We start from the raw sequence: 24,360 nt of genomic DNA, 5'->3' as shown, positions 1-24,360 counted from the left end.
CATTACTTTTTAACCGTAGAGGATGGTACGTTTGAAGCCATCTTTTTTACGGGTTGTGTCATTTTTAAATCCTCAAGAACATTAAGAGCCTCTTCAATATAAACATCCTGACTCAAGGTTTCATGCCAACGTTGGCGCTTTTCTTCTAAATCCGTAGTATCTGTTACGAACAGAGATTTTTCGTAGCTGGTAGAATCGAATGTTAAATTGGTTTTATAATCATTAATGGCGTCAAACCGCTTGGCTTCATTGTCGTTTTCCTCTAAATCTTTCTTGTAGGTCTCATAGTGTAATGAAAATACTGTTTCATCAATTTTACTTTTCACCCACTTGGCATTTTCATCAATGAGTTTAAATTGCTCATTCTTTGTAATGCGCTTCTTACTACGCTTGATAGCCGTTTCGAAATCCATATAATTTTCCCAGGAAGCGTAACTTGCCGGATCAATACCGTCGTAAGGTAATGGATTTGGTTTATCCTTTTCACCTACGTCAATATAACTGAAACGCCCCGGAACAGTCACATCACTTTTCACGCCTTCAAGTTGTACAGAACCTCCTGTAATTCTATAATATTTTTGGGTGGTTAAGGCCAAAGCTCCATAATCGCCACTGGTATTATTTCTAACAACATTATTTAAATCAATTACATTCTGAACCGTTCCTTTACCATATGTTTGTTTACTTCCAATGATAATAGCACGTTTATAATCCTGCATGGCAGCAGACATAATCTCTGAAGCTGAAGCTGAAATTTCGTTTACTAAAATCACAAGTGGACCATCCCAAACGATAGATTTATCGCGGTCTTTTAGAACTTCCTTATTTGAACCTGTTGACCGAACCTGAACTACGGGACCTTCTTCAATAAACAGGCCTGCCATATCTACTACTGCCGGTAAAGATCCACCACCGTTATTCCTTAGGTCTAACACTAAACCTTCAATGCCATCTTCTTTTAAACGCAGAATTTCTTCTCGTACATCCTTGGCGGCATTAATGTTCTTGTAGTCCTTAAAATCCACATAAAATGCAGGCAAATCGATAACGCCATAGCGATTGTTCTCTTTTTTAACAACAGACGCCTTCGCATAGGTTTCGCCAAGTTCTACAACATCACGAGTTATGGTAATATCTTCAATTGTTCCATCAACCCTTTTGATCGTCAAGGTTACTTTCGTTCCTTTAGGACCTTTAATATATTTTATAGCATCACTTATACGCATACCCACAATGTTTACAGGGTATTTCTCATCTTCTTGTTTCACTTTTAAGATAACATCCTCAACCTCAAGTTTTTTACTGCGCCATGCAGGACCGCCAGAAATCAATTCTACAACTTTGATATAGTCGTTTCGTTTTTGTAATCGGGCTCCAATACCTTCCAATTTACCAGACATACGTTGGTCAAAATCTTCTTTACCGCGAGGCGCTAAGTAATACGTGTGCGGATCAAATTCTTCAACCATGGTATTGATATATCCCGCAAACCAATCATCACGATTAAAATCATCCACGTTATCATTGAAATAAATATCAATAGATTTTAAGGTAGCCAAACGAGCCTCTTCTTCAATCTCAGCATCCGTTTTCATCACGTAGCTTGGATCATTTTCTTTTTTAAGGTTTTCTTCGGTTTTGATGTCGTCGTAGTTGGATAAGGTAGAGAACTTCAGTTGCTTTCTCCAACGCTCACGCATCTCCGTTTTATTTTTCACATAAGGTTTATTCTCATAATCCGTATCGAAAGTTTCCTGAATATTGTAATCAAAAGGTTTTGACAAAACCTCCTTGTAAATTGCTTTGGCTTCATCAATACGTTTCAGCATCCGCTCATTAACTACGTTAAAAAAAGTAATATCAGTAGCTCTGATCTGGTCATCGATATTATATCTGAACTTTTCAAAATCCTTGTAATCCGAAGCATAAAAATAACGTTTTACAGGATCAATAGAATTCAGGTAATCTCTAAACATATTAGCAGAAAACTCGTCATCAAAATCAATAGGATTGTAATGTCCTTGCTGTAAAACAAAGGTTATAATTTCTAATAAGCGTTTGTCTTTATCCGGATTATCAAATCGTTTTGAAGTAAAACTACATGACGCAAATGCTAGGACCAACAAAAGCGACAATACTTTAAAATTCTTTTTCATAATATTCATCATCTAAGATTATTTGGAAGCATTTTTAGATGGTACCTCTAATAATTTTTACTAAAATAAAGAAAAAACCATGCCAATAGAGGCATTTGCTACTAATTTTTTGTTAAACCGAATAATTAGAGGCATTCCTAAGTAAAATATGTATTTTAGCGATGCTATAAATTTTTTGTATGACAGAAAAACCTCTTATACTAGTCACCAATGATGATGGTATAAATGCCCCTGGTATTCGTGCTTTAATTGAGGTGATGAACACGCTTGGAACCGTTTATGTTGTGGCGCCCGATAGTCCGCAAAGCGGTATGGGACACGCTATTACCTTAGACTCCATGCTTTTTGCAGAAAAATTGAATATTTCAGATGATGTACCACAAACCGAGTTTAGTTGCTCGGGCACACCTGCAGATTGCGTTAAAATTGCGATCCGTCAATTACTGCCCAGAAAACCTGACCTCTGTGTTTCAGGGATTAATCATGGTTCTAACTCTTCCATTAACGTTATTTACTCCGGTACTATGAGTGCTGCTATTGAAGCAGGCATCGAAGGTATTCCCTCTATTGGGTTTTCATTATTAGACTACAGCTGGAACGCTAATTTTGAAGGGGCAAAACCCTTTGTAAAAGCTATTGCTGAACAGGTTTTAGAACACGGACTTCCAGACGGCGTTGTACTAAATACTAACATACCTAATAAGCCTGAAGAAACTATTAAAGGCATAAAAATTTGTCGTCAAGCCAAAGCTAATTGGGTTGAAAAATTTGACAAAAGAAAAAACCCACAGGGGAAAGAATACTATTGGCTAACAGGAGAATTTGTAAATTTAGATAACGGAAAAGATACAGACGAATGGGCTTTAGAAAACGATTACGTATCGGTTGTACCGGTTCATTTTGATCTAACGGCACACCATTTAATAAGTGAAATGAATACCTGGGATTTCAAGTCCATCAAAACCAAATCATAAATTATAACATGAAAAAAGAGATTTTTATCGGCATGTTTACAGGCTTAATGGCAAACGCCATAGGCCTTATTTTAGCCGCGACTTTACTAGGAAATAACCAAGATTTCGAAGAGGTAATCAAAGCTGCTGCTGCCGAGGGTTTTTTAGGTAAACTCATTAGCCTAGGCGCTATATTAAACCTCGTTGTCTTCTTTGTTTTTATAAGAAAACGACAAGACTACAGAGCTAGGGGCGTTTTATTAATTACTGTATTTATTGCAGTATTTACTTTTGTTTTTAAATTATTTTAAAAAATGACCTACTATATCCTTGCCGGGGAAGCTTCGGGCGATTTACACGGCTCAAATTTAATGAAAGCCTTATATGAGATTGACTCTCAGGCTACCATTCGATTTTGGGGCGGGGACCTCATGCAAGGTGTGGGAGGAACTCTAGTAAAACATTACAAAGAAAGGGCCTTCATGGGTTTTTTTGAGGTTCTTACCAATCTTAGTAAAATTCTCAAACTTATTTCCTTTTGTAAAGAAGACATCAAAAATACCAAGCCGGATGTCATTATTTTTATCGATAATTCAGGATTCAATTTAAGGATAGCCAAATGGGCGAAAAAGGAAGGTTTTAGCACTCGATACTATATTTCACCGCAGGTATGGGCTTCCAGGGCTAAGCGTGTAAAAGCCATTAAACGGGACATTGACGAAATGTATGTTATTTTACCTTTTGTTAAAGACTTTTACAAAAGGTATGATTATGATGTCCATTTTGTTGGACATCCTTTAATTGATGCCATAGCGAATAGAAATCCTGTAAGTCCGGAAGGATTTAAGAAAGCCCACAATTTGAGTAACAAGCCCATTATAGCCCTATTACCCGGAAGCAGGAAACAGGAAATTAAAAACATGCTTTCCGTAATGTTGAGTTTGGTAAAGGATTTTGAAGGTTACCAATTTGTGATTGCTGGAGCTCCTAGCCAAGATTATGATTTCTATAAAGGTTTTATAAAATCGAATCGGGTAACCTTCGTTACTAACAAAACCTATGATCTGTTGAGCGTTTCTACTGCAGCATTGGTAACTTCGGGAACCGCTACTTTAGAGACCGCTTTATTCAAAGTGCCACAAGTTGTGTGCTACAAAGGCAGTGCAATTTCCTATCAGATCGCCAAGCGAATTATCACTTTAAAATATATTTCATTGGTGAATTTGATCATGGATAAAGAAGTAGTCACTGAGCTAATTCAAGGTGATTTCAATAAAAAACGGCTAAAAAAAGAATTGGAACGCATCTTAAAACCCGACATTCGGGAAGCGCTTTTTCTAGATTATTATAATTTAGAAAAAGCGCTTGGAGGTGCTGGTGCGAGCAAGAAAACAGCTCAGCTCATTTTCAAGTCCCTTAAATCTTAACCCTCATGAAATACCTACTTATCCCCCTCCTTATTATTCTTAGTTTACAAAGTTGTAAATCGTCCAAGTTAAGGCGTAAAAACAAGGAAAAAACAGCTAAAATTATTATTGGAAGCAAGACTCCTGAATTCAATAATGCCATTGAACTGTCCTCAAATAAGCCACGAAGTACACGGAAAAGCGTCATATCTTATGCCGAACAATTTTTAGGAACCCCATACAAATGGGGTGGCACTACTAAAAGAGGAATGGATTGTTCCGGTCTGGTCTTTGAAAGTTTTCAATCAGAGAATATTTTTTTACCACGGATCTCAAGAGATATGGCGAAAAAGGGCGATAAAATTAAATTGAATGAAGTCCTTGAAGGTGATCTTCTTTTCTTTAAAACCGGAAACAGAAGAGACGCTATTAATCATGTTGGACTCGTTGTAGCTATTCGAAATAACGATATTAAATTTATCCATGCAACAACCCGTGAAGGTGTTATTATTTCCGGATTGAATGAAACCTATTGGCTGAATGCTTTTTTTCAAGCCAGACGTGTATTATAGACACTAAAAATCGCACCCCAAATGCGCCTACTTAATTTAACTCTGATCAAGCTAACTGTTGGCTTAATAATTGGTATTCTGATTGGATATTATTTCCACATTCCTGTGGTCTGGAGTTTAGGTATTACCTTAGTCTCACTAGTTTTTTTAGGCTACTTTCTGCTTAAATCTAAGAGGCAATTCATTCAAAAACCATGGTTTGGCCTTATCGCTATGCTAAGCATTGTTCTTACGGGCATTTTAACAACAGGAAGTCATGACGCCCTTCAAAAAAATACGCATTTTACTAAGCATATAACTCATGAGGACAGCCTTCAAACCATTACACTCAAAATAAAGGAAGTACTCAAACCTAGTCGCTATTACGATAAATATATCGCTGAAGTTGTACTGATCGACAGCATTTCTGTAACAGGAAAAACCTTAATTAACCTACAAAAAGATAGTATCGAAAACCAACTTGATGTCGATGCTATTATCGTCGTTCGAAATAGCTTTCAAGCACTAAAACCACCAATAAACCCAAACCAGTTTGACTATAAAGCCTATCTAGAGCACCACCATATTTACCGAGAACTCGTCCTGAGAAGCACTCAATTTTTGGTATTCGAACCAAACCGGAGATCTATTTTGGGCTTAGCTTATAAATTTAGAACTGCTGTCAATTCAAAATTGAAAAAACACCCTTTCTCCACCTCCGAACTGGCCATAATCAATGCTTTATTACTAGGGCAGCGACAGGATTTAAGTCCAGAGGAATACAAAAATTATGCAGACGCAGGAGCGATTCACATCTTGGCGGTTTCGGGTTTACATGTTGGAGTGATCCTACTCATTTTCAGCTTTTTATTAAAGCCTTTGGACCCTCTTAGACACGGTCCTGCCATTAAAACCGTATTACTGTTATTTATACTTTGGGGGTTTGCATTTGTAGCGGGTTTATCGCCGTCTGTAACGCGAGCTACCACCATGTTTAGCGTAGTATCTATCGCACAGAATTTAAAACGGCCCACTAACATTTATAATACTCTGGTGACATCCATGTTTTTGATACTACTTTTCAAACCACTTTATATATTCGATGTTGGTTTTCAATTAAGTTATGCAGCCGTTTTCGCGATAGTCAGTATAGATCCCTATTTATTTAGATTATGGAAACCAAAATATAAGATTACCAAAATTTACTGGCGCACCCTTACCGTAACCATTGCAGCTCAATTAGGAATCCTTCCTTTAAGCCTCTATTATTTTCATCAATTTCCAGGTTTATTTTTTATTTCCAATTTGGTTATTATTCCTTTTTTAGGGCTCATATTAGGCTTCGGTATTTTAGTGATTTTATTAGTGGTTCTCAATCTATTGCCCCAGTTTATGGCTAAGGGTTATGGGTATGTTATCGACTACATGAATCGCTTTATTGCTTGGATTGCCGATCAAGATATCTTCCTATTTAAAAATATTCGCTTTACGGAATTTCATCTTATCGTGCTTTACGGCCTTATAATTTTTGGTAGTCTGTTCTTTTTAAAGAAACGCTATAAGTATTTAGTCCTAGTCATCATATGTTTCATTGGATTTCAAGTTTATGAGATTTATGGTCGAACAATTCCTTTTAAAAATGAATTTATAATCTTCCATCAAACAAGGTCAACCTTAATAGGAAATCGTATGAAAAACACCCTGTCTGTAGCCAGCACCGATTCAATTTATTCAACCGAAAACAAAATAATTTCGGACTATACGCTAGCACACACCGTAGACCATGTTAAAAAAGACTCGATTCGTAATTTCTATAATTTAAAAGACAAACTATTGTTTGTTATAGATAGTTTAGGTGTTTACAATCTACGATCGGTTAAACCTCATTATGTTTTGCTCCGGGAGTCTCCAAAACTTAATTTGAACCGATTGATCGACTCGTTGAAACCAAAATACGTTATTGCAGACGGGAGTAATTACAACAGCTATAAAGCACGTTGGGAAGCTATTTGTGATAAACGAAAAATCCCTTTTCATCGAACCGATAAAAAGGGAGCCTTTATAATAAAATATTAAGTTTTATTAATTACTGAATTCCGGTTTAAACTTATTGTAGTATTCGGTAAACTGGTCTTGTGATGTAATACTTTTATGATCATCATTTTTAAAAAGTTTTAAATACAATTCCAATTGTGTGGGTTTTTGATAGCCAACAATTGGGGCTATAACGTTTCCTGTCTCGTCCATAAAAACAATTGTTGGGTATGCAGTAATTCTCAAATAACTTGACAATTCATGTGGTGAATTTCTTCGATTTGCCAGAGCCGGATCATAATTCGGATTGGAATAAGTTTTCCCATTGTAGGTTACCGATTCATTTCCTTCGGCATTAAATTTTACAGCGTAAAAATTAGCATTCACATAATCTGCAACATCCGGGTTTTGAAATGTATTTTTATCCAACATTTTACAAGGTCCACACCAGTTCGTGTAGGCATCCATCATGATCTTTTTAGGTTTCTGTTTTTGAAGTTCCAGAGCTTTATCAAGCGATACCCAATTGATTTCTTGGGCTGTAACTGAAGTACTTATCAAAGCAACAAACAGTAGTGTGTATAGTATCTTTTTCATATTACTTTGTTTTCAAAAGTTGTGCCCAACTTACAAAAAATGCGCCTAAGATGGCGCATTTTGATTATTTTTTAACTAATTTTTCGATTAACGGACCCCATGCATTAGTTTTTTAATAACAGGGTTCATGATCAAGGAGAAAACGGCTAATACTAAAGCAATCATCGTAAGCAGCCAGAAAAAATAACTAATTCCATTCTCATCAGCTACTTTATCAACATTCTCTCCAAAAACACCAGCCAATTTCATACCAATACCAACAGCGAGATTATAAATACCAAACATAAAGGCGATCATACGCGCCGGCGATAATTTACTTACCAACGATAGGGCTACCGGGGAAATACACAACTCTCCCAAAGTATGGAAAAGATAAACTAAAATAAGCCAGATCATACTCACTGAAGCTGTTTGTGCACCCGGAGAAATACCTGAAGCTCCAAAGGCTACGCAAGCCATACCTAAACCTAACAAAGTTAGACCTATAGCATATTTAACATTGGCTGAAGGATTGTATTTACTTTCCCAAATTTTAGAAAATAAAGGCGCAAAGGTAATAATGAACAAAGAATTCAAAACGCCAAACCAAGAAGCCGGAACTTCTGTTAAGGGATTCGTTGATTTCTCAAATCTTAAAAAGTCAAGGGCGCTGTCTGATAATTGAATATAACCGGCTCCGTAAAAGTCACGCACCAACATCCAAATAGTTATTAACCAAATAATGACAAAACTGACAGACAAAAAGACACTGGCCAATGTATAGGTTTTAAAGGTTTGTTTAAATAATTTCACAAGCACCCAATTGATAATCACCAAAGGAACTATCGCCATTAATGAATTGACAATTAAATAGACGAGGCCTGCATTTCCTGTTAAAACCCTATTGGTATAATCTTTAGCGAAAATGGTCAAGGTACCTGGAGCTTGTTCAAAAATGGCCCAAAAGAAGATAATTAAGAAACTGAAAAACGTAATAGCGATCATCTTATCGCGGGTTATTTTTGAGTAATTCGAGACACGATATACTAACAAAAACACAAAAATCAAGATCGCAGAAATAATCATCACATTATTCCCGCTCAGTCCAAAAATATTAAAATCAAACATATTAAAGGTACCTCCCGAAATAATGGTTGCCGGTGAATTAAGGAGCCATAATAAGCCTACAATTACTGAAAACCCGATTAAAACAAGTTGCCAAACCGGAAAAGGGTTTCTTTTATCTGTATCGTTTTCTTGTTGGGCTAATCTAGATTCAGGGGTAGGCTTCTTTCCTATATCTCCAAAGATATTCTGAGAAAACCAAAACTGCATTAATCCAAAAAACATAAAAATTCCTGCCAATCCAAAACCAAAACTCCAACCAACACGTTCACCCAAATAACCACAGAGTAAAATACCAAGGAATGCTCCAGCATTTACACCCATATAAAAAATGGTGTAGGCTCCATCTTTCTTTTCTTCATGGTTTTTATACATTTCCGAAATTATAGATGTCATATTTGGCTTAAAAAAGCCACTACCGAAAACCAATAAGGTTAACCCGAGGTAGATCATAAATTGCGTTTCCAAGGCCATACAAGCATGTCCCATCGTCATAAGCAAGGCGCCAATAGCAACGGCATAACGATACCCAATAATCTTATCGGCAAAATACCCTCCCATAAGGGTCGATAGATACACTAAACCTGTGTAGGTTCCGAATAAAGCCATGGCATGCTCCCGAGGCCAGCCCCATCCTTCATCCATTAAGGATGCTGTAAAAAACATCACAAGTAAGGCACGCATCCCGTAGTAAGAAAAACGCTCCCACATTTCAGTGAAAAACAATACGAAAAGTCCTGCCGGATGCCCTATTACCGGATTTTTAAAAAATTGCTCTGTAGTGGTGTCTGTTGCCATAATAGTCTTTTATTTAATAAGCTTTATATTTTTTAGATTTATTATTCACTGTGCATCATGCGTTCGCTCTCCTCTATACCATGAGTTAAACGCTTAAGCGGTTTAATGATAGCTATGAACAATAAACCAACTACTACTGTAAATATAACAATGCCGGCAAAAACACTTAATTCTCCATATTCACTTGCCGATTCTCCTACGATTCCAGCAACTTTGTTACCAAGTCCTGTAGCTGCAAAATAAACACCCATCATTAGTGAAGCATATTTTACAGGAGCCAATTTAGTAATAAATGATAAAGCAACCGGAGAAATACATAATTCACCAATAGTGTGAAATAAATAAGCTAAAACCAACCAAATCATACTTGAGGTTCCTGTACTATCAAATTGTATGGCTGCAAACACCATATAAAGAAATCCAAAGCCCATGATAATAATTCCTAGGGCCATTTTAAAAAGTGACGAGGCTTCTTTACCCTTTAACTTTCTACTTGCCCAAAAACTGGCGATTGGTGCCGCTAACAAAATAATAAAACCAGCATTTAAACTCTGGAACATCACTGTTGGAATGGTCCAGCCTAAAAGCACTCGGTCTGTTTTACTATCAGTATAAAGATTCATCAAGCCTCCGGCTTGCTCAAAGGCACCCCAGAAAATAATAACCATGATAAACGAAAGCAATAACACAAGAAAACGGTCTTTGTAAACCTGAGTTTTCAGGTCTTTATAGATCATAATTAAAAGTGCTGATATGGCGGTTAAGAAAACAAATAAAAGACCGTAACCCCACTCTAAGGTATACCAACCATAAATAGAAAGCAATAATAAAACCGTTACGATGGTCAATTGCCTTGGCGATTTAAAAAGTTGAGAATATAGCGCTCCATAGGACACATTATCCGGATCGTCCTTTAGCGGTGGAACAAAGTTCCCAACTTGGATTAAATATTTTTGCCCAACAATATAATTAAGAAGCCCTAATAGCATCACGACACCCGCTAATCCAAAACCGGCATGCCAGCCCCATTTGGCTACAACGCCACCCACAATCATGGTTGCAAGTAGGGAGCCTAAATTTATCCCGATGTAAAATATACTAAATCCCTTATCGCGTCTGATATCACCTTCTTTATACAAGCCACCAACCATGGTAGAAATATTAGGTTTTAAAAATCCAACACCCAATATCACAAGTCCTAAACCTGTATAGAAAGCCCAGATGTCTGTTAACACTAAAACGCCATGTCCTAAACACAAAATTATGGCACCGACCAAAACAGCTTTTTTCTGCCCGATCAGTTTATCGGCTATCATCCCACCGGGAATCGACATCACATAAACCAACATAGTATACCAACCATACAGCGCTAAAGCCTCTTTATCAGTCCATCCTAAGCCTGCTCCCCGGGGATCATCCCCTATGGTCGAAGCCGTCATGTATAATACCAATAAAGCTCTCATGCCATAGTAGGAGAAACGTTCCCACATTTCAGTTAAGAATAGGATATAAAGCCCTACTGGTTGTCCGAAAAGTTCTTTTTGATGCGCTTGTTTAACTGCTGTATCTGCCATGTGTAGTTTGATTTGTTAAAATGAGTTCCTATAATTCCTCCGAATCTTCCTTTTCTATGTTATCGCCAAGCGTGTTATAAATAAATTCAGTCATTTTGTTATAAAGATGTAATCTTGAATTTCCTCCTTTTATGCCGTGATTTTTATCCGGATAAATAGCCATGTCATATGGTTTATTGGCCTGAATCAAGGTTTCCGATAATCGTATGGTATTTTGCAAATGGACATTGTCATCGGCGGAGCCGTGAATGAGTAAAAAATCGCCCTTTAATAACTCTGAAAAATTAAGAGGTGAATTAGCGTCATAACCATCAGGGTTTTCCTGAGGCGTCCGCATATAACGTTCCGTATAAATGGAATCGTAGAAACGCCAGCTGCTAACAGGCGCAACAGCAATGGCCATCTTAAATACATCGTTTCCTTTAAATAATGCACTGCTACTCATAAATCCACCGTAACTCCAGCCCCAAATTCCGATTCTGGAAGCATCTATATATGGGCGACTTCCAAGGGCTTTGGCGACTTCAATTTGATCTTCAACTTCATACTTACCCAGTTGAAGTTGCGTAACTTTTTTAAACGCTGCTCCTTTAAACCCAGTACCTCTACCGTCAACACAGGCAATAATATATCCCTCAGCAGCTAACTTCATATACCAGTAATCATTTTCAACATGCCAAATATTGGCTACTTTTTGTGAGCCGGGACCTGAATATTGAAACATTAATAATGGATAGGACTTTGAGGCATTAAAGTTGGCAGGTTTTATCATCCACATGTTCAAATCATTGCCATTGATAGAAATCGTACTAAACTCTTTTTGTACCGTTTTGTAATTAGCTAGCTTTTCAACAAGATCATGATTGTCAATAATCGTACGAATCACCTCCCCTGTTTTACCAGAATTTAGAGTATAACGCGTTGGGGTAGATACATTTGAGAATGTATTTATAAAATAGCTGTAATCGGCACTGAACGAAGCTTTGTTTGTACCGGTTACTTGGGACAAACGTTTTTTGTTCCTGCCATTGATCTTAATGGCATAAACATCTCGATTAATCGAGCCATTTTCAACCGACTGATAATAGACCATTTTGTCATCTTCATCAACACCATAAAAATCGGTCACCTCCCATTTGCCTTTGGTAACCTGATCGATCAGCTTGCCGTCTTTCGCATAATGATAAATATGATTGTAACCATCTTTTTCACTCGTCCAAATAAAACTATTATCACTTAGGAAGGTTAAATTATCGGTAACTTTCACATAAGCGTCATCGGTTTCTGTTAAAACAATTTCAGCTGAATTATCAGCCGTATTGATCATCCAGATATCCAAAACATTTTGGTGTCTGTTTAAATACTGGGCACTCAAAACATCAGGATCGTTAGTCCAATTCAATCTAGGAATATAAAAATCACTGTAAGATTTATTTAATTTAACATCCGACGTGTTTTTAGTTTTCAAATTGTAAACATGCAAAGAGACTAATGAATTGTTTTCTCCAGCTTTTGGATATTTGAAAACCTCTTGTTTTGGATATAAATTGGTACCGTAAATATCCATAGAATATTGTGGCACATCGGATTCATCAAATCTAATGAAAGCCAATTTGTCACTATTGGCATTCCAATCAAAGGCTCTAACAAGGGAGAATTCTTCTTCATAAACCCAGTCGGCAACACCATTGATGATCTTATTTTTTTCACCATCAAAGGTTATCTGAGTCGTGATATTAGTTGTTAAGTCCTTGATATAAATATTGTTCATATATCCATAGGCAACTTTCGTTCCATCGGGCGAGAAGGTAGGCTCCTGGATTTGTTCCTCTGCTATTAAAGTTAAATCTTTGGATTTCAAATCATAAATATAATAATGCCCTTTTTTAGACCGACGATAAATATCCTTTACATTTACAGCTAAAATTAATTGCGATTCATCGTCACTAAACTTATAGTCGGAAAAGGAAGGCATATCTTCTATTTCCGCAGAATTAACGAGTGTACTCAATTTTTCAGAAGTACGATAGTCAAAGAGTTCTACCGAGGTTGTACTGTCGGTGGGATTAACTTTTAAAACCGTATACTGCTTTCCATTTTTCATGGAGTGCAGAACATCCATTTTTTCAATTTTGAACGTATCATTCCAAATCTCTTTAAGAGAAATCTTTTTTGATTGGGCCGATAAGTTTATGCTAATAATTAAGGAAAGGAAAAGGGAGAATTTTAAGTTTTTCATTCAAAAAAATGTTTATTTGTCAAAATGATGTCAAGTTTACTAAATTTTATGAAAAAAACCACTAACATTAACAGTTATTATAGGCTTTCAATTAATGCCTGTATTCAATATTCATACTAAGAGTAGTATCTTTGCAATTGTAAAACAATTTCATATGAACAAAACCATTGCTGGCTTTTCCAAATTATCCAAGTCGCAAAAAATTGATTGGATTGTTAAAACTTATTTTTCTAATGCCGAGGGCACAAAATCCATATTAAAACAATATTGGAATACCAACGAAAAATTACAGCAATTACACGACGAATTTATTGAAAACACCATTACTAATTATTACTTGCCATTTGGTGTTGCACCCAATTTTTTAATAAACGGAAAGCACTACACTGTTCCCATGGCTATTGAAGAAAGTTCGGTAGTAGCCGCCGCAAGCAAGGCTGCCAAATTTTGGTTGGATCGTGGTGGGTTTAAAACTGAGGTTATCTCAACGAACAAAATCGGACAGGTACATTTTATGTTTTCGGGTGATTACAAAACTCTGAATACCTTTTTTGAGCGCGTAAAACCCAAACTTATTACAGACTGCAATGGTATTACGAAAAACATGGAGCGTCGTGGTGGTGGGATTTTGAATGTTGAACTTGTTAACAAAACAGAAGCCATTCCTAATTATTATCAATTACACGCTACTTTCGAGACTCTTGATGCCATGGGAGCTAATTTTATAAATTCCTGTCTAGAACAGTTTGCGAAAACCCTTAAAGAACAAGCGGCTTTATATGATGGATTTTCAGAGACTGAAAAGAACATTGATATCGTGATGAGTATCCTTTCCAACTATGTTCCGGACTGTTTGGTACGCGTTTCGGTTAGCTGTCCTGTAAATGAATTATCAGAAACTGAAGCTATATCAGGCCGTGATTTTGCTGAAAAATTTGTTCAGGCCGTAAATATAGCGGAAGTAGAACCTTACCGTGCTGTAACCCATAACAAAGGGATTATGAATGGTGTAGATGCTGTGGTTTTGGCCACTGGAAATGATTTTAGAGCGATTGAAGCCGGTGTGCACGCTTTTGCGGCACGAGACGGACAATACAGGAGTTTATCACACGCAAAAGTCGAAGGCGATACGTTTACCTTTTGGATGGATATTCCTTTAGCTTTGGGTACCGTTGGAGGATTAACCGGGTTGCATCCTCTGGTGAAATTAGCCTTAGAACTATTAGGACATCCTTCAGCAAAAGAACTCATGCAAATTACCGCAGCGGCAGGTTTAGCTCAAAATTTTGCAGCCTTAAAGTCTTTAACCACAACAGGTATTCAACAAGGACACATGAAAATGCATCTGCTTAATATACTAAACCAATTTGAAGCAACGGCTGAAGAAAAATCAAAGTTGATCAAAAATTTTAAAGACAATACAGTTACCCATAGTGCTGTAGTAGAAGCCCTTAATAAATTACGTTCAAAAGCATAAAAGTGAAGGTATTTTCAAGTCATGGTAAATTATTACTCACGGGCGAATATGTTGTCCTGGATGGCGCTTTAGCTTTGGCGTTACCTACTAAATATGGACAAACCCTGCACGCAGAGCTTTCTTCAAACTCGAAAATTGTTTGGAAAAGTTATGATAACGAGGGAAACATTTGGTATGAAGACACCTTTGAATTGAAGCAACTTGAAAAAAGTATTATAAGCGACAATCCTAATAGTAAACGTTTGATTGAAATTATAAATGCCGCTAGGGAATTAAATCCAAATTTCTTAAAGGATTTTCAGGGTTTCAAGGTTAGTACCTATTTAGAATTTCCAAGAAACTGGGGATTGGGTTCCTCTTCCACTTTAATTAATAACATAGCACAATGGGCCGAAGTTGACGCTTATATTTTGCTTGATAAAACATTTGGAGGTAGTGGTTACGATATTGCCTGCGCACAGCATAAGACACCAATACTTTATGAACTTGATGGGCCCACACGAAAAGTTCAACCGGTTAATTTTAATCCGGATTTTAAACCACAGTTATACTTTGTTCATTTAAATAAAAAGCAAAACAGCCGTGATGGTATTAAACACTATCAGACACATAAAAAGAACTTAGCCCATTTAATTACTAAAATCAACGCCATTACCAAAGATCTTCTGGCGTGCACAACACTGTCGGATTTCGGAAAAGGTATCAGGGCGCATGAAACATTGATTTCAGAAATCACACAGCAAACACCTGTAAAAGATTTATATTTTCAAGATTTTAATGGCGCTATTAAAAGTTTGGGTGCCTGGGGTGGTGATTTTATATTAGTTACCTCTGAAACTGATCCAAGCGCATATTTTAAGGAAAGAGGTTACGATACCATTTTAAACTACACAGAAATGATCTTATAAAAAAAGCCCCGAATGATCGAGGCTTTTTTGTTTTAGTTAGTCGTTGTATTGATTTTTATTATTGTATTTGAATTTTAGCACGGTTATCTTCAATTTCAGCAGCATCCTGAAGAGCCTGATATAATTTAGAAGTTACCACAGCTAATTTTTGATTCTGAACTCTATTAGCTGCCGCTTGATAATTATCAAGCTCTACAGCAGGCGTTACTTTGGTTACTTCTACCATATATACGCCTTTTTCTCCATCAATCAATCCTGAAGTTTCACCTTCATTAAGTGCAAAAGCGGCACCAACTACCATAGGCTCACTTCCAGCACCGGCAATTGTTGGGTTTTTCATAGTGATGGCAGAAGCCGTTTTAACCGTAGTGTTTTCTGCTTTCGCAATATCTTCCAAAGATGAAGCCGTTACGCGATCTCTTATAAGTTCAGCTTTCTTTTCCTTACGAATAATTGGAAGTACAGATGCGGTGGCATCATCCACAGACATTAAACCAGCCTCGTGTTTAGCAACCAATTGAGCAATTACGTATCCACCTGTAATAGTGAAACGTTTTACAGCCCCAATCTCTGTCTCTTCTTCGAATGCCCAACGAACAATCTGACGCTGATTCCCTATTCCAGGAATACTTTCATCCAAAGCCTTGATCTTATTCACCGGTCTTACAGCATAATCAGTTTCTTTGGCTACTTCCTCAAAATCTTTTTCTGCTACGGTAATTTCAAAATTAGAAGCATCTCTAAACACCATATCAATGGTTTCTTCAGAAGGCTCTATCTTTCTGGCCAAAGTTCCAATTTGAACCGCTTTTTGTTTTTCGGTTTGCTCTAATATTTCAATAACATGATATCCGAAAGATGTTTTAACAACATCCAGAGATCCAACCTTATTAAAAAAGGAGAAATCCTTAAATTCAGGAGCGAAAGCATCTCTGTAAGAAAACTCAATTTCACCATCTTTCTCATTACTTACTTTATCTGAGGACAAGTCCAGTAGATCTGTAAACTTTGAACGATCTTTGCTAACAATGGTGTATATGCTATCAGCTGTTGCCTTTGCCTCAGCATCGGTTTTAGTTATGTCCGGTGTGGCTCTGGTAGAACCAATGAACGGAATTAGGATATGACGCACTTTTGCTGAATCCGGGATCTGTTTAACAGCTAATAATTTTGAGATTTTATAATATCCTCCATCTTTAAAAACCCCAAAAATCTCTCCTACATTTAAGTTGAACAAACTATCAGATACAGCCGTAGGCAATTGGTTTTTGAATAGGAATTGAGGATTAAACTTAAGATCCGAATTTACATTTATAAAATCCTCATTATCTTCAGTTTCCAAAAACCCTTTTATTGTATCGGTAAGTTTTGTTACTTGATTATACTCTGCTCTATTAGTCAATAGGGCGTTAAGATCTTCCTTGATCTTATTTTCATCTTCAACAGAAGCTTCTTCTTTGAATTGAACATAACGAATATCTCTGGAAGCTTCCACCTGATAATTACTCTTATGGTCTTTAATGTAATCAGACACATCCGATTTTGAAACTTTAATCACACTATCAGCGATAGAGGTGTAAGGTATCTGCACATATTTTATATCGCGTTTGTTTCCTTCCAGTTCGTTTTCTAGTTTACCTTCTGCTAAGGTTCCGGTTAATCCCGCTTTTACCAGATTAAAATACTCTTGTTGCAGGGCATTTTGTTCCAGGTTTTTTTCATAGTTTGTCCAATCTGAAAAGGTGATTGGTTGCCCGCCCAAGAAACCGGGTTGTGGTGCAATTTCTTTCAAGTTTGCTATAAATTCGTTCAGCTTATTTTCGTCAAACAAACCGTTCTCATCTAAAAATTCAGGTGCACTGGCTAAGGTATTTTTAAGCAAATCACGCATTTGATCTTTCTCTACAGAAATACCAAGTTGTTCAAACTGGTTTTCCAAAATCGTTTTACGTACCATCTGATCCCAAACACGGTTCATAACCTGTGAATTCGTAGCATTTGGTCCCATTTGCTGTTGCATCATTTCTACCTGACTCATGAATTCAGTACGGGTAATATCTTTACCGTTGATGGTTGCTACCGTATTTTGTGATTTCGTATCGAATCCACTGTTATTTTTAAATAAATCTGCTAGAACAAAAGAGAATAACGCCAATGCGATAATCAATATCAAAAATAAAGAGCGTTGTCTGATCTTATTTAAAACTGCCATGTGTTTATTTTATTTAAAGCTCCAAGCGAGAGCCTGTTATGTTTAATTATATAAGGTTTCCTTAGGGTCGACAAAAAATATCGTGCGCGAAAATACCATTTTCTGTTTAATAATAAAAGGGATATGATGTATTTATTCGTGGTGGTAAGCGTTAAAATATTTGAAGATTTCCAACTATACTTTTATATCATTTTCAATTTGAAAAGTGCGCTAATCTTCTTCAATAATTCTAAGTTCCAACATATCAATTTTGGTATTGGATACTTCAAGGATTTTAAACTGAAAACCTTCAATTCTAACGATTTCATTTTGCTGCGGAATTTCTTCAGTATGGCTCACGACCAAACCGCCAAGCGTTTCATAGTTTTCACTATCCGGAAGATTGATCTTGTAGGTTTCGTTGACGTAATCGACTTCCAAACGAGCCGAAAACTGAAAGGTCTTTTCATCCATTTGATGTTCTACCAAATCAACGGTATCATGTTCATCTTCGATCTCACCGAATAATTCTTCTACAATATCCTCTACCGTCATAATGCCTGAGGTTCCACCATACTCATCAATAACCACCGACATACTTCGTCGCTTTTTAGTAAGCAAACTCAAAACATCTTTTACCAGAACTGTTTCGGGAACATATTCCACAGGTAACATCATGGATTTGATATCCTTTGGTTTTTTAAATAATTCAAAAGAATGTACATAACCCAGAATATCATCAATACTATCCTTATACACCAAAATTTTAGTGTATCCTGTTTCAGTAAATAAGTTATTCAAGGTTTTGATGGATTCTGTAATTTCCACAGCCACGATCTCGGTACGCGGCACCATAACCTCCCGGGCTTTAACTTCTGAAAACTCTAATGCATTCTGAAAAATCTGAATCTCTGAATCCACGTCATCATGAGATTCGACGGATTCCATTTGCTCACTAATATAATTTCCTAGCTCTACCTTTGTAAATGCCATTTGGATCTGATCTCCTTCCGTTTTTAAAAAATATTTTAAAACAAAATCTGATATCCAGATCACAAATTCGGAAATAATCGAGAACAGCAAATAAAATATATAGGCCGGCACAGCCAAAGCTTTTATAAACTTATTGGCATATATCTGGAAAAATACTTTAGGCAAGAACTCAGCGGTAATAAGAATAAGAATTGTTGAAATAATAGTTTGACTAAGTAAACTAAGATCATTCAACAAATAATTTACAAGCTCGTATTGTGAAGGCAACATGGTTTTGAACCAAGCTACCAAAAGGTCTCCCATAAAAAACCCGTAAATAACCAAGGCTATATTGTTACCAATAAGCATAGTTGTAATAAATTTGGAAGGTTTAGCCGTAAGCTTGCTCAAGACCTTTGCCAGAAGCCCATCTTGTTTTTTTTCAATCTCGATGTGTATTTTATTTGAAGACACAAAAGCGATCTCCATTCCCGAGAAAAAAGCAGATAGAATTAAGGATAAAATAATGATAACGACAGAAATACTCATTTACTCTGAGTTATTTCTATTATCATACTTTTTTCTGAATTTTCTTCGGAAGAAGAACATAAAAACAGCTGTGGCAGCCAAAAATATCGATGGATAAGCTATCTCTCCATTTGCCATATATTTTGTAATGGCATCATAAATAAAGAGGATGGCAAAAGCCAAGTAAGCGTAAAGAAAAATTTTAGAATATTTCATTCGTTTTTTTTTGCTTTAAACCCTAAATCTTAAGTTGATAAAAGGTTGATGATACTAACAAAGATAAAAAATTAGAGGATGTCTTCAGGAAAAAGAATCGTGTTTTTATTAGTCCTCTATCGTAATAAGACCGGTAACTTCTAAAACCTGCGCATTAGCAAATTTTGAATCTGAATCAAAACCATTTCCGTTGATTTTATCACGATCGGTTGTAAATTCAACAGGGTAATTGGTGAACAGCCATTCATTACTTTGATCGTAATAGAGTTGCTCGGTTTTAAGAATTTTACCATCATAGGTTGTTATGACTACATTCCCTTGAAGATCGATCAGGTCGGTTTTGTTATAAACAATGGCATAATCCGACACAACCTTGCTTTTGTTATCGTCTTCATCAAAAAGATAAAGTGTAAGTCCGTTTACAAATTCATTATACGGAAAATCCCGGTTGGAGTAATCCAGCATTTTACTTGCCAATAGATTGGCGGTAACTCTGCCGGAATCGGTATATTTTAAATTAATATCTTCTGCGATGCCTACAGGTTCATTTTCAGACACCCCAATCTTTTGTACTTCCTTAATGTTGTCTGTACATGAAAAAAACATAGTCACGATAAAAATCGCGACTATGTTTATAAATGAATATGTTTTTCTCAATATCAATTGATCGCTGGCACTTTTACTGAACTACCAATCCAACATCCAATATTAATAGTTTCTCCTGATCTTCCGGAATTAAATATTTCCGACTTGCTTGGTGCCTTTGCTTGATAATTCGCTACAGAGGCAGCAGAAGGCTTTGTGAGCGTTGGATCAACACGGGCCGCTTTTTGGGCTTCCTCAGCCGCTAACCAGTACACAGCACGTTTATCAAAATTAGTATCACCACAACTGTTAGCACTATCAGCATACATATCGGCAATAGATAAATGTGGACGGCCGTTTGAAGGATTCAATTTTAAAGCATCTCTAAAATATGTTCTCGCTTGACTGTAACGTCCCTTCTTCTTTAAAATCAGACCAATTCGATTGGCAAGATTTGCTTTTTTGAAGCTGTCGCTTTCCAGATCATAAGCTTGTTGAAAGTAATTAATGGCTTCACTTTCTTTGTTGTTCTTCATTAATATAGTACCAACGAAGTATTTCGTATCTGCAGATGGCGATGCTTCATCATAAGCCTTTACTAACTTTTCATAAAGCGGATCATCCGTACATTCCTTGTAGTACATTTTACTTACCGCACGTTTTAACCATACTGCATTAGTTTCGTTCTCAGCAAAATCTCTGGAATAAATTGGAATCAAATTCTCACAATTCGCTCTATCACCTAAAAGACCATTAATACCTTCTGATATTTGGTCATAGGCTTTAAGGTAACTTTCGTAATATTTTCTATAGCGATCTTCTTTGCTTGAAAGCTCTGTTCCGGCATCCTTTTTCTCGATCAACTGGTTAAGCTTACGCGCATAGTTTTCATTTTCACTTTCTACCTTTTCACTAATATCATCGTACTTACTAAAAAGTTCTGCTGCTGGTTTTTTACCGGCGTCATACAATTTCACCATTAACGAAAAATAAGTATATAAGCTTTTCGGATTGTTAAAGGTTTCTTTATCAGCATTATAGGCAGCATCAAAACAATCGTATAATTGTTGATCTGTTTTCCCTAATATCTCACGGTTTTCATACATCAACTGACAAGCCTGGGCACCAAACTCACCTTTTGGTGTTTTGCTGGCAAAGTGTTCACCTCTTTGATCCCATAATTTGATAAGATCATTAACGAATGCCACTTTTTCTGTACCAGAAGATTTTTCAATTTTATCCTCTAATATTTTCTCTCCATCGGTGTAAATCGCCATGTTGAACTTTGGAAAGCTATTTCTAACCTCCATCCAAGGTTGGTAGGCGGCATCGAAGTTTTTGGCTTTTACGTATTCATGAAAAATTGAAAGTTTTGTCATGGCCTCTTCTTGCTGAGCAAAACTAAAATTCAAACCTAAAAACAATAGGGCTAATAATGTAATTTTCGTTTTCATAATAATTGTGTTACCGTTAATTGTACTTCTTCTTTTGGAACCATAAATCGTTCAAAGATAAGCTTAAATAAACATTTATAAAATTCTCTTCTATTAAATTGCTATTTGTAGTACCTCTTTTTCCCAGTTCTACACCCAAATTGGCATTAGAAAAGAAAGACCCTACTGGTACTCCTACTCCAAAAGACATGCCAAACTCGTTAATGGATTCATTCTTTAAACGCAACCCTGTTTTTTCGTACCGTATCCCGGCTCTATAAACCACACGATTTAAAAACCCTGAAAAAGCATTGTAATCCGGGATATAAAAACCACCCAGAGCAAAACCTGATGCATCTTCGTAAGTGGTTTCATTGCTTGAATAAAGGGCATTGGAAAAACTACTTGTTTTCTGCGCATTGTATTCCGCACCTACGAACCATTTTAAAGGGTCGCCAATTCCGGCTCCAAAACTATATTTGGAAGGTAACACAAGATCGGTCTCGTCTAAGCCCAAAGCTTCGAGATCCACAGGTATTGTATTAATATTAAATTCCCGCCCATTCGATGTAGAAATAGTTGAGATGGAGCGCTCGTTTAATGAAGAAATATTGCTTTGAGGCGTATAGGTTACCCCGGAAACAAGTTGCAACTTCTCAGTGATCATGGTTTTATAAGTTAACCCCAGATCCACATTAAGACCACTTAGGTCCGAGCGATTGTTTTCCTTTGACTGGTATTGTAAAGGCGTGCCATCGGCATCATAAATATAAGCTACACTACTATTCTGTATGTTCCCAAAATTGTACTGGACATTTATTCCGAAACTCAAATTTTCAGAAATCTGATAACCTCCACCTAAAAACACTTTGTTCAATCCACCATCTCCGGTATATCTATTTTCCAGATTACCATCAGCATTTACAGATTCCAATTTGTAACCCACAGCAGTATATGGCATCAAGCCGAATGCAAACCCAAACTTCCCTACCGGAAAATTCAAGGCTAAATAATCTATGGATGTCGAACTTGCCTCACTACTCCCCGAGTCACTATTCAAGGTTGTTCTGGTATGGGTAGCCCCAACACCATATTTTACCGGTCTTGCCGTATTGTTAAAAGTTTCCAGATTATTCCCTGTGAAAGATGCCGGATTTCTTAAATTCAAGTGAATACTGTCTGTAAAAATGCTTAAACCACCCATACTTCTATTTTCAACGGTGCCCTTAAACTTTAAACTTCCTATGCCGTAAAATGAATAAGGAGACGCTGTATTCTGTTGACCGTAACTGTTTATTGCTATGAGTGCAACAAAAATGAATAGAAGTTTTTTAATCATTAAATTGAATTAAAATTTAAAATATAGTTTAAGCCTTCTAAAAGAAAATTAGAGTTGGCAAATATGCTACTTTTTAATTGTTTTGACAAGAAATTAGCGTCCCCACCTGTTAAAATAACTGTTAAATCTAAATATTCCTGTTTATATTGATTAATTACCCCATCAATTTCTTGAGATAGCCCGTTTACAACACCTGAATGCATAGATTGAGCGGTTGTATTACCAATAAAGTTGTCGGGGTATTCAGTTTCTAACAACGGTAATTTTGCTGTTAAATTATGCATGGCCTGATAGCGCATTCGTAAGCCCGGTGAAATAGCACCACCCAAATAATTAGTTTCGGAATCTTTAAAATCAAAAGTCACACAGGTTCCGGCATCAATAATCAGAACATTTTTATCAGGATAGTTTTTTGCTGCCGCAGAAATTAAGGCCAAACGATCTACACCCAAGGTTTGGGGAGTTTTGTATAGATTTTTGAACGGTAATTTTGTTTCTGAATGAAGTTCTATCAAATGAAACGTCTCGAATAAATATTTCATATCCTGATCTGAAAGTGTATTTACCGACGATATAATGGCGTTTTGAATAGCAGGGAATTGTGCTTTAATCCTTTTTGAAGTACTAACGACGTCTTCAATACGCACCTGTTCTTTATGGATTAGGGTATCCACCTGAAAAACAGCGAGTTTTACAAAAGAGTTTCCTACGTCGATTATGAGATTCATGCGTGTATTAAAATCGTAAACTTACAAAACGGAACACTAAAAAAATCTTAAAAAATTTATAATATTGGTCTAAAGTACAATTGAATTTGTGTGAAGGCGAATAAACTATACTTTTTTGCATTATTCCTTTGGGGAATTACAAAAATGAATATATATTTGCAACCGCTTTAGCGAGGTACCTTAGCTCAGTTGGTAGAGCAAAGGACTGAAAATCCTTGTGTCCCTGGTTCGATTCCTGGAGGTACCACAAAAAAATCCCGAAACTTAGGTTTACGGGATTTTTTGTTTCAATTCATTATATTAAAAATCAGCACTAGACTTGCTATTTTAAACCCTCTCATGTCATACTCTACCTCTGGCCTATTTATAGGGAAGAAAATTGATATTACTTTTTACAGCCGATAGCATAACAAAAGGATAATAAAAATATTTTGGAATTTGATAAAGACAAGCTACTCTATAGGATGTTTTTTAATATTCCTTCAGTATAGCGCAAAAAAAATCCCGATTCTGTAAAGAATCGGGATTCAAGAAAGGCAACGACCTACTCTCCCACAAATGTAGTACCATC

The 24,360-nt window shown here is 36.5% G+C and carries 19 protein-coding genes and 1 tRNA gene; 8 read left to right on the top strand and 12 right to left on the bottom strand.

Annotated features, from left to right (window positions below; translation table 11 throughout):
- Positions 1–2: 2 nt before the first annotated feature.
- Positions 3–2,168: a carboxy terminal-processing peptidase gene (locus V8G61_RS05640; protein WP_394874510.1), complete on the bottom strand. Its 2,166-nt coding sequence runs from the start codon at positions 2,166–2,168 to the stop codon at positions 3–5.
- Positions 2,169–2,335: 167 nt separating this feature from the next.
- Between V8G61_RS05640 and surE the strand changes: the two genes are divergently transcribed.
- From surE to V8G61_RS05615, 5 genes are read left to right on the top strand one after another with little or no spacing between them, the layout of a single operon-like run.
- Positions 2,336–3,130: a 5'/3'-nucleotidase SurE gene (gene surE, locus V8G61_RS05635; protein WP_394874508.1), complete on the top strand. Its 795-nt coding sequence runs from the start codon at positions 2,336–2,338 to the stop codon at positions 3,128–3,130.
- A gap of 8 nt (positions 3,131–3,138) precedes the next feature.
- Positions 3,139–3,420 (top strand): hypothetical protein, encoded by a 282-nt coding sequence (locus V8G61_RS05630; protein ID WP_394874507.1) that lies wholly within the window; start codon positions 3,139–3,141, stop codon positions 3,418–3,420.
- A 3-nt stretch (positions 3,421–3,423) separates the two neighbouring features.
- Positions 3,424–4,536: a lipid-A-disaccharide synthase gene (lpxB, locus tag V8G61_RS05625; protein ID WP_394874505.1), complete on the top strand. Its 1,113-nt coding sequence runs from the start codon at positions 3,424–3,426 to the stop codon at positions 4,534–4,536.
- A gap of 5 nt (positions 4,537–4,541) precedes the next feature.
- Positions 4,542–5,087 (top strand): C40 family peptidase, encoded by a 546-nt coding sequence (locus tag V8G61_RS05620; protein WP_394874503.1) that lies wholly within the window; start codon positions 4,542–4,544, stop codon positions 5,085–5,087.
- A gap of 21 nt (positions 5,088–5,108) precedes the next feature.
- Positions 5,109–7,142, top strand: a complete 2,034-nt coding sequence (locus V8G61_RS05615) for a ComEC/Rec2 family competence protein (RefSeq protein WP_394874502.1) — start codon at positions 5,109–5,111, stop codon at positions 7,140–7,142.
- A 6-nt stretch (positions 7,143–7,148) separates the two neighbouring features.
- Here the strand turns inward: V8G61_RS05615 and V8G61_RS05610 are convergent, their stop codons facing one another.
- The 4 genes from V8G61_RS05610 to V8G61_RS05595 all read right to left on the bottom strand — a co-directional run bounded on the left by V8G61_RS05610 (position 7,149) and on the right by V8G61_RS05595 (position 13,412).
- Positions 7,149–7,697, bottom strand: a complete 549-nt coding sequence (locus V8G61_RS05610) for a thioredoxin family protein (RefSeq protein ID WP_394874501.1) — start codon at positions 7,695–7,697, stop codon at positions 7,149–7,151.
- A gap of 87 nt (positions 7,698–7,784) precedes the next feature.
- Entirely contained in the window at positions 7,785–9,599 is a 1,815-nt protein-coding gene (locus V8G61_RS05605; protein WP_394874500.1) for a peptide MFS transporter, read from the bottom strand.
- A gap of 41 nt (positions 9,600–9,640) precedes the next feature.
- The gene (locus V8G61_RS05600; RefSeq protein ID WP_394874499.1) at positions 9,641–11,173 is read right to left on the bottom strand and encodes a peptide MFS transporter; all 1,533 of its coding nucleotides are present in this window, start codon (positions 11,171–11,173) and stop codon (positions 9,641–9,643) included.
- Positions 11,174–11,201: 28 nt separating this feature from the next.
- Positions 11,202–13,412: a S9 family peptidase gene (locus V8G61_RS05595; protein ID WP_394874498.1), complete on the bottom strand. Its 2,211-nt coding sequence runs from the start codon at positions 13,410–13,412 to the stop codon at positions 11,202–11,204.
- Between the two features lie 154 nt (positions 13,413–13,566).
- On the opposite strand from V8G61_RS05595, the gene V8G61_RS05590 reads away from it, so the two are divergent.
- Positions 13,567–14,889 (top strand): hydroxymethylglutaryl-CoA reductase, degradative, encoded by a 1,323-nt coding sequence (locus V8G61_RS05590; RefSeq protein ID WP_394874497.1) that lies wholly within the window; start codon positions 13,567–13,569, stop codon positions 14,887–14,889.
- 2 nt (positions 14,890–14,891) lie between these two features.
- Positions 14,892–15,797 carry a GYDIA family GHMP kinase gene (locus tag V8G61_RS05585; protein WP_394874496.1) on the top strand — a complete coding sequence of 302 codons (906 nt, stop codon included), beginning with the start codon at positions 14,892–14,894 and terminating at the stop codon, positions 15,795–15,797.
- A 58-nt stretch (positions 15,798–15,855) separates the two neighbouring features.
- On the opposite strand, the gene V8G61_RS05580 is transcribed toward V8G61_RS05585, so the two are convergent.
- From V8G61_RS05580 to V8G61_RS05550, 7 genes are all read right to left on the bottom strand, one after another.
- Complete coding sequence (locus V8G61_RS05580) at positions 15,856–18,009, bottom strand: SurA N-terminal domain-containing protein (RefSeq protein WP_394874495.1); 2,154 nt, start codon at positions 18,007–18,009, stop codon at positions 15,856–15,858.
- A gap of 210 nt (positions 18,010–18,219) precedes the next feature.
- The gene (locus V8G61_RS05575; protein ID WP_394874494.1) at positions 18,220–19,509 is read right to left on the bottom strand and encodes a hemolysin family protein; all 1,290 of its coding nucleotides are present in this window, start codon (positions 19,507–19,509) and stop codon (positions 18,220–18,222) included.
- Positions 19,510–19,704 (bottom strand): hypothetical protein, encoded by a 195-nt coding sequence (locus tag V8G61_RS05570; RefSeq protein WP_394874493.1) that lies wholly within the window; start codon positions 19,702–19,704, stop codon positions 19,510–19,512.
- A gap of 108 nt (positions 19,705–19,812) precedes the next feature.
- On the bottom strand, positions 19,813–20,361 hold the full coding sequence (lptC, locus tag V8G61_RS05565) for an LPS export ABC transporter periplasmic protein LptC (protein WP_394874492.1): 549 nt from the start codon (positions 20,359–20,361) through the stop codon (positions 19,813–19,815).
- A gap of 2 nt (positions 20,362–20,363) precedes the next feature.
- Positions 20,364–21,743: a tetratricopeptide repeat protein gene (locus V8G61_RS05560; protein ID WP_394874491.1), complete on the bottom strand. Its 1,380-nt coding sequence runs from the start codon at positions 21,741–21,743 to the stop codon at positions 20,364–20,366.
- Positions 21,744–21,759: 16 nt separating this feature from the next.
- Entirely contained in the window at positions 21,760–23,061 is a 1,302-nt protein-coding gene (locus V8G61_RS05555; RefSeq protein WP_394874490.1) for a hypothetical protein, read from the bottom strand.
- Positions 23,061–23,789, bottom strand: a complete 729-nt coding sequence (locus V8G61_RS05550; protein WP_394874489.1) for a type III pantothenate kinase — start codon at positions 23,787–23,789, stop codon at positions 23,061–23,063. The genes V8G61_RS05555 and V8G61_RS05550 overlap by 1 nt, the downstream gene beginning before the upstream one ends.
- Positions 23,790–23,963: 174 nt before the next feature.
- On the opposite strand from V8G61_RS05550, the gene V8G61_RS05545 reads away from it, so the two are divergent.
- Positions 23,964–24,036: transfer RNA gene (locus V8G61_RS05545), tRNA-Phe, on the top strand.
- The last annotated feature ends 324 nt before the right edge of the window (positions 24,037–24,360 follow it).

The organism is Gaetbulibacter sp. M240 (assembly GCF_043876815.1).
Classification (GTDB): Bacteria; Bacteroidota; Bacteroidia; order Flavobacteriales; family Flavobacteriaceae; genus Gaetbulibacter_A.
Note: the sequence above shows the minus strand (reverse complement) of the source record. Positions and strands in the feature narration are given on the sequence as shown.

Excerpts from the sequence above, each read along its gene's own strand:
- V8G61_RS05640 (WP_394874510.1), bottom strand. The coding sequence starts at position 2,168 with ATGATGAATATTATGAAAAAGAATTTTAAAGTATTGTCGCTTTTGTTG.
- surE (WP_394874508.1), top strand. The coding sequence starts at position 2,336 with ATGACAGAAAAACCTCTTATACTAGTCACCAATGATGATGGTATAAAT.
- V8G61_RS05630 (WP_394874507.1), top strand. The coding sequence starts at position 3,139 with ATGAAAAAAGAGATTTTTATCGGCATGTTTACAGGCTTAATGGCAAAC.
- lpxB (WP_394874505.1), top strand. The coding sequence starts at position 3,424 with ATGACCTACTATATCCTTGCCGGGGAAGCTTCGGGCGATTTACACGGC.
- V8G61_RS05620 (WP_394874503.1), top strand. The coding sequence starts at position 4,542 with ATGAAATACCTACTTATCCCCCTCCTTATTATTCTTAGTTTACAAAGT.
- V8G61_RS05615 (WP_394874502.1), top strand. The coding sequence starts at position 5,109 with ATGCGCCTACTTAATTTAACTCTGATCAAGCTAACTGTTGGCTTAATA.
- V8G61_RS05610 (WP_394874501.1), bottom strand. The coding sequence starts at position 7,697 with ATGAAAAAGATACTATACACACTACTGTTTGTTGCTTTGATAAGTACT.
- V8G61_RS05605 (WP_394874500.1), bottom strand. The coding sequence starts at position 9,599 with ATGGCAACAGACACCACTACAGAGCAATTTTTTAAAAATCCGGTAATA.
- V8G61_RS05600 (WP_394874499.1), bottom strand. The coding sequence starts at position 11,173 with ATGGCAGATACAGCAGTTAAACAAGCGCATCAAAAAGAACTTTTCGGA.
- V8G61_RS05595 (WP_394874498.1), bottom strand. The coding sequence starts at position 13,412 with ATGAAAAACTTAAAATTCTCCCTTTTCCTTTCCTTAATTATTAGCATA.
- V8G61_RS05590 (WP_394874497.1), top strand. The coding sequence starts at position 13,567 with ATGAACAAAACCATTGCTGGCTTTTCCAAATTATCCAAGTCGCAAAAA.
- V8G61_RS05580 (WP_394874495.1), bottom strand. The coding sequence starts at position 18,009 with ATGGCAGTTTTAAATAAGATCAGACAACGCTCTTTATTTTTGATATTG.
- V8G61_RS05575 (WP_394874494.1), bottom strand. The coding sequence starts at position 19,509 with ATGAGTATTTCTGTCGTTATCATTATTTTATCCTTAATTCTATCTGCT.
- V8G61_RS05570 (WP_394874493.1), bottom strand. The coding sequence starts at position 19,704 with ATGAAATATTCTAAAATTTTTCTTTACGCTTACTTGGCTTTTGCCATC.
- V8G61_RS05560 (WP_394874491.1), bottom strand. The coding sequence starts at position 21,743 with ATGAAAACGAAAATTACATTATTAGCCCTATTGTTTTTAGGTTTGAAT.
- V8G61_RS05555 (WP_394874490.1), bottom strand. The coding sequence starts at position 23,061 with ATGATTAAAAAACTTCTATTCATTTTTGTTGCACTCATAGCAATAAAC.
- V8G61_RS05550 (WP_394874489.1), bottom strand. The coding sequence starts at position 23,789 with ATGAATCTCATAATCGACGTAGGAAACTCTTTTGTAAAACTCGCTGTT.